Origin of the sequence: Streptomyces colwelliae, from assembly GCF_048158785.1 — a bacterium.
Classification (GTDB): domain Bacteria; phylum Actinomycetota; class Actinomycetes; order Streptomycetales; family Streptomycetaceae; genus Streptomyces.
The window spans coordinates 1-3,745 of the sequence record NZ_JBLTJC010000622.1 but is presented as its reverse complement, the minus strand read 5'-3'; the positions used below and the strand labels follow the sequence as shown (position 1 = coordinate 3,745).

The window sequence follows — 3,745 nt, the reverse complement described above, 5'->3', positions numbered from 1 at the left end:
CGCCCGGCGCCCCCACCGTCCTCCTCTACTGCCACTACGACGTCCAGCCCCCGCTCGACGACAAGGCGTGGACCACCCCGCCCTTCACGCTCACCGAGCGCGACGGCCGCTGGTACGGACGCGGCACCGCCGACTGCAAGGGCAACATCGTCATGCACCTCACCGCCCTGCGGGCGCTCGGTGAAGACCTCCCGGTCGGGCTGAAGTTCGTCGCGGAGGGCTCGGAGGAGCAGGGCACGGGCGGCCTGGAGCAGTACGTCGCCCAGCACCCGGAGAAGTTCCTCGCGGACGCGCTGCTGATCTGCGACACGGGCAACGCGGCGGTGGGTGTCGGCACGGCGACGACGACCCTGCGCGGGCTCGCGAACGTCGTCGTCACGGTCAACACCCTTGCGGGCGAGGTCCATTCGGGCATGTTCGGCGGCCCGGCCCCCGACGCCCTCGCCGCCCTGATCCAGCTCCTCGCCTCGCTCCGCGACCCGGAGACGGGCGCCACGATCATCAACGGCCTGGACTGCGAGGGGACTTGGGAGGGCGTCGGCTACGACGAGCAACAGTTCCGTACGGACGCGGGCGTCCTGGACGGCGTACGGCTGACCGGCACCGGAACCGTCGCCGACCGCCTCTGGTCCCGCCCCGCCGTCACCGTCCTCGGCATCGACTGCCCGCCGGTCGTCGGCTCGGCGGCGGCCGTACCGGCGACCGCCCGCGCCCGCGTCAGCCTGCGCGTCCCGCCCGGCACGGACCCGGGCGCCGCCCGCGAGGCACTCACCAAACACCTTGCGGACGCGGCCCCTTGGGGCGCGAAGGTGACGGTCGAGACGGAGGGCACCGGCTCCCCGTTCCGCGCCGCCACCGACGGACCGGCCTACACCGCGCTCGGCACCGCGATGCACGAGGTCTACGGCAAGCCCCTCGCCTTCCTCGGCCAGGGCGGCTCCATCCCGCTCTGCAACGTCCTCGCCGAGACCTACCCCCGCGCCGAGATCATCCTCATGGGCGTCGAGGAACCCCGCTGCCTCATCCACGCCCCGAACGAGAGCGTCGACCCCTCGGAGATCGAGCACATGGCGCACGTAGAGGCGCTGTTCCTACGGGAGTTCGCGAAGGCGCAGCGGCACTGAGGGACAGAGAGGGACAGAGGGACTGCTCAGTAGCGCAGCGCGGTGCCGACGGTCGTCTTCACGCCGCCCGACAGCTCGCGGTTGCTGCGGGCGGTCGCCGTGGCGGACTTGTGGGACGGGACGTCGGAGACGGTGACGACGACGGTGTCGAGGAGATTGCCGCCCTCGTCCTTGAACTCGACCTGTACGGCGAAGGACTTGGCCGAGCCGTCGGTGTTGTCGGCGGTGACCTCGACGGTGCTGCGGCCGGCCGAGTCGGTCGCGGGGGTGCCGAGTCGGACGGCGTCCTTCGCGTCGACGCCGTTCTTCACGTCGTCGAGTTTGCGGCCGGCCTCGGCGGTCGCCGACGCGATCGCACCCGTGGCCTGCGCACCGATGGACGCGACGGCGGACGCGGCCTTGCTGGCGACGGAGGAGGGACTGCTGTCGTCGGAACAACCGGTCAACCCGGCCAGACCGGTCAGAGCGAGGGTGACAGCCGCCGCCCGCACCGCGTCGCGCCTGTTCCAGGCCATGTCGCCTCCATGAGTCGGGCCGTCCCTCCAGTGAAGGCCCGATGCCCTGCGGCCGCATGCCGGTGTCACCCGAATGGCGTAACTCCCCTGGTGGGGGGCGTGCCCCGGCCGGATGGTCGAAGCACCACACACCACAGAGAGGTGGGGTACGGCCATGACCCAGCAGCCGCACTCGACGCAGCAGCCGCACTCGCCGTCCGCGGGCGGCCAGGAGAAGCCCCCGGTCTGGAACGACTCCGGCCAGGCCCCCGACACCCGAGGCTACGGACCGCCCCAGGGCGGCAGCGGCCTCGCGATGGGCGGCGCGGTCTTCGCGGGTGTCCTGATGCTGATGAACGGCGTCATCGCCATCCTTCAGGGCATCTCCGCGCTGGCCAAGGACGACGTGTACACCCGCGTCGGTAACTACGTCTACAGCATCAACCTCACCGGCTGGGGCGTCATCCTGCTCTGCCTCGGCGCCGTGGGCGTGATCACCGGCTGGGGCATCCTCCGAGGCATGAGCTGGGCCCGCGTCTGCGGCATCGTCCTCGCCAGCCTCAGCGCCATCCTCCAGTTCATGTTCCTCCCGTACGCCCCCGTCTGGTCGGTGATCATGATCGCGGTCGACGTGTTCGTGATCTGGGCACTGGCGGTCTACAACCCGGCGCGGGCCGGGGCGCAGCAGTAGGGCGGCGCGCAGCAGGAGTACCTGTGAAAGCCCCGCACGGCAATGGAGCCGCGCGGGGCGTTCCGGCAGCCGTCCGTCGGCGCTCCCTGATGCCGGGCCCTGGCATGGACATGGGTTACGGCTGATGCCACCATCGGGCGGATGCTTGATGACAACAGAAAACATCCCTCGATCTGGCGGCATCGCGACTTCCTGCTCTTATGGGGTGGGCAGACGGTCAGTGAGATGGGGTCGCAAGTCACCGTCCTCGCCCTGCCGTTGGTCGCCGTCGTGCTGTTGGAGGCCACCCCTTTCCAGGTAGGCCTGTTGTCGGCCGCGGAGACGAGCGCGTATCTGCTGGTGGCACTGCCGGCCGGGGCCATAGTGGACCGGGTCCCCAAGCTCCGGCTGATGATCTGGTGCAACCTCGCGCTGTTCCTGGTGATCGGCTCAGTGCCGCTGGCGCACGCGGTCGGGGCGCTGACGCTCGCCCAGCTCTACGCCGTCGCGCTGGTCTCCAGCGTCTTCTCCGTGTTCTTCACGGTGGCCTACCAGAGTTATCTGCCGGTGCTGCTCGACCGTGACCAGCTCATGGACGGCAACGGCAAGGTCGCCGTCTCCCAGTCGGTCGCGCAGATCGCCGGGCCCGGTCTGGGCGCGGGCCTGGTGGCGCTGGTCGGCGCCGCGGGAGCGATGGCCGCCGACGCCCTCTCCTTCGCGTTGTCGGCGGGCTCGCTGACGGCTATTCGTACCCGCGAGCGACGCCGGCCCTCGGCCGAAGCCGATCGGCGGCCCCCGGCCGAAGCCGACCGCCGGCCCAGGCTGTGGGCGCAGATCCGTGAAGGGCTCGCCTATGTCACCCGCGACCCCATCCTGCGGAACTCGGTGGCCTTCAACGGCACAGCCAACTTCTTCGTCATCATGGTGGAGATCCTCGGCCCGGTGTTCCTGATCCGCACGCTGCATCTGCGTCCTGCCCTGGTCGGGCTGCTGCTGGCGCTGGGAGCCGTCGGCGGGGTGGCCGGCGGAGTGGCGGCACGCTACCTCGCCCGGAAGGTCGGCTCGGCGAGGATCAGCTGGATCTCGATGACCGTGCTGTCCCTGCCCGGCCTGCTGATCCCGCTGGCCGGGCACGGCTGGTGGGTGCTGCTGTTCGGCTTCGGCTGGATCTCGTGGACCTTCGCCTCCACCGTCGCGGGTGTCTCGCTGACCACTTACCGCCAGGCCGCCTGCCCGCCGGACATGCTCGGCCGGGTCAGTGCCGCCGCGCGCTGGATCACCTGGGGCACACTGCCGCTGGGCGGTGTGGCCGGCGGCGTGCTCGCCACCGCGTGAACTTGACCTTGGCGGCGCCCGTCCAGTTGGCGTAGTCGATCCGCAGGGTGTGCTTGCCCTTGGGGATCGTCACGTTGGCCGTCTTGCTCACGGTCTTCGAGGTGTTCTTCCACAGGTCGACC

At 70.7% G+C, this 3,745-nt stretch carries 5 protein-coding genes; 3 read left to right on the top strand and 2 right to left on the bottom strand.

The features are described from left to right. On the top strand, positions 1-1,124 hold a 1,124-nt coding region (locus ACNFOC_RS52145; RefSeq protein WP_416965985.1), incomplete at its 5' end, for a dipeptidase. 26 nt (positions 1,125-1,150) lie between these two features. Here the strand turns inward: ACNFOC_RS52145 and ACNFOC_RS52140 are convergent. Continuing rightward, positions 1,151-1,639, bottom strand: coding sequence for a hypothetical protein (locus tag ACNFOC_RS52140; protein WP_416965984.1), 489 nt, complete (start codon positions 1,637-1,639; stop codon positions 1,151-1,153). 154 nt (positions 1,640-1,793) lie between these two features. On the opposite strand from ACNFOC_RS52140, the gene ACNFOC_RS52135 reads away from it, so the two are divergent. Both ACNFOC_RS52135 and ACNFOC_RS52130 read left to right on the top strand, forming a co-directional pair. Next, positions 1,794-2,309, top strand: coding sequence for a DUF7144 family membrane protein (locus ACNFOC_RS52135; protein WP_416965983.1), 516 nt, complete (start codon positions 1,794-1,796; stop codon positions 2,307-2,309). 141 nt (positions 2,310-2,450) lie between these two features. Continuing rightward, positions 2,451-3,623: an MFS transporter gene (locus ACNFOC_RS52130; RefSeq protein WP_416965982.1), complete on the top strand. Its 1,173-nt coding sequence runs from the start codon at positions 2,451-2,453 to the stop codon at positions 3,621-3,623. Here the strand turns inward: ACNFOC_RS52130 and ACNFOC_RS52125 are convergent. After that, the coding region (locus ACNFOC_RS52125; RefSeq protein WP_416965986.1) for a hypothetical protein at positions 3,565-3,745 on the bottom strand (181 nt) is incomplete at its 5' end. The genes ACNFOC_RS52130 and ACNFOC_RS52125 overlap by 59 nt on opposite strands.

Coding starts and splice junctions, on each gene's coding strand:
- ACNFOC_RS52140 (WP_416965984.1), bottom strand. CDS start 1,639: ATGGCCTGGAACAGGCGCGACGCGGTGCGGGCGGCGGCTGTCACCCTC.
- ACNFOC_RS52135 (WP_416965983.1), top strand. CDS start 1,794: ATGACCCAGCAGCCGCACTCGACGCAGCAGCCGCACTCGCCGTCCGCG.
- ACNFOC_RS52130 (WP_416965982.1), top strand. CDS start 2,451: ATGCTTGATGACAACAGAAAACATCCCTCGATCTGGCGGCATCGCGAC.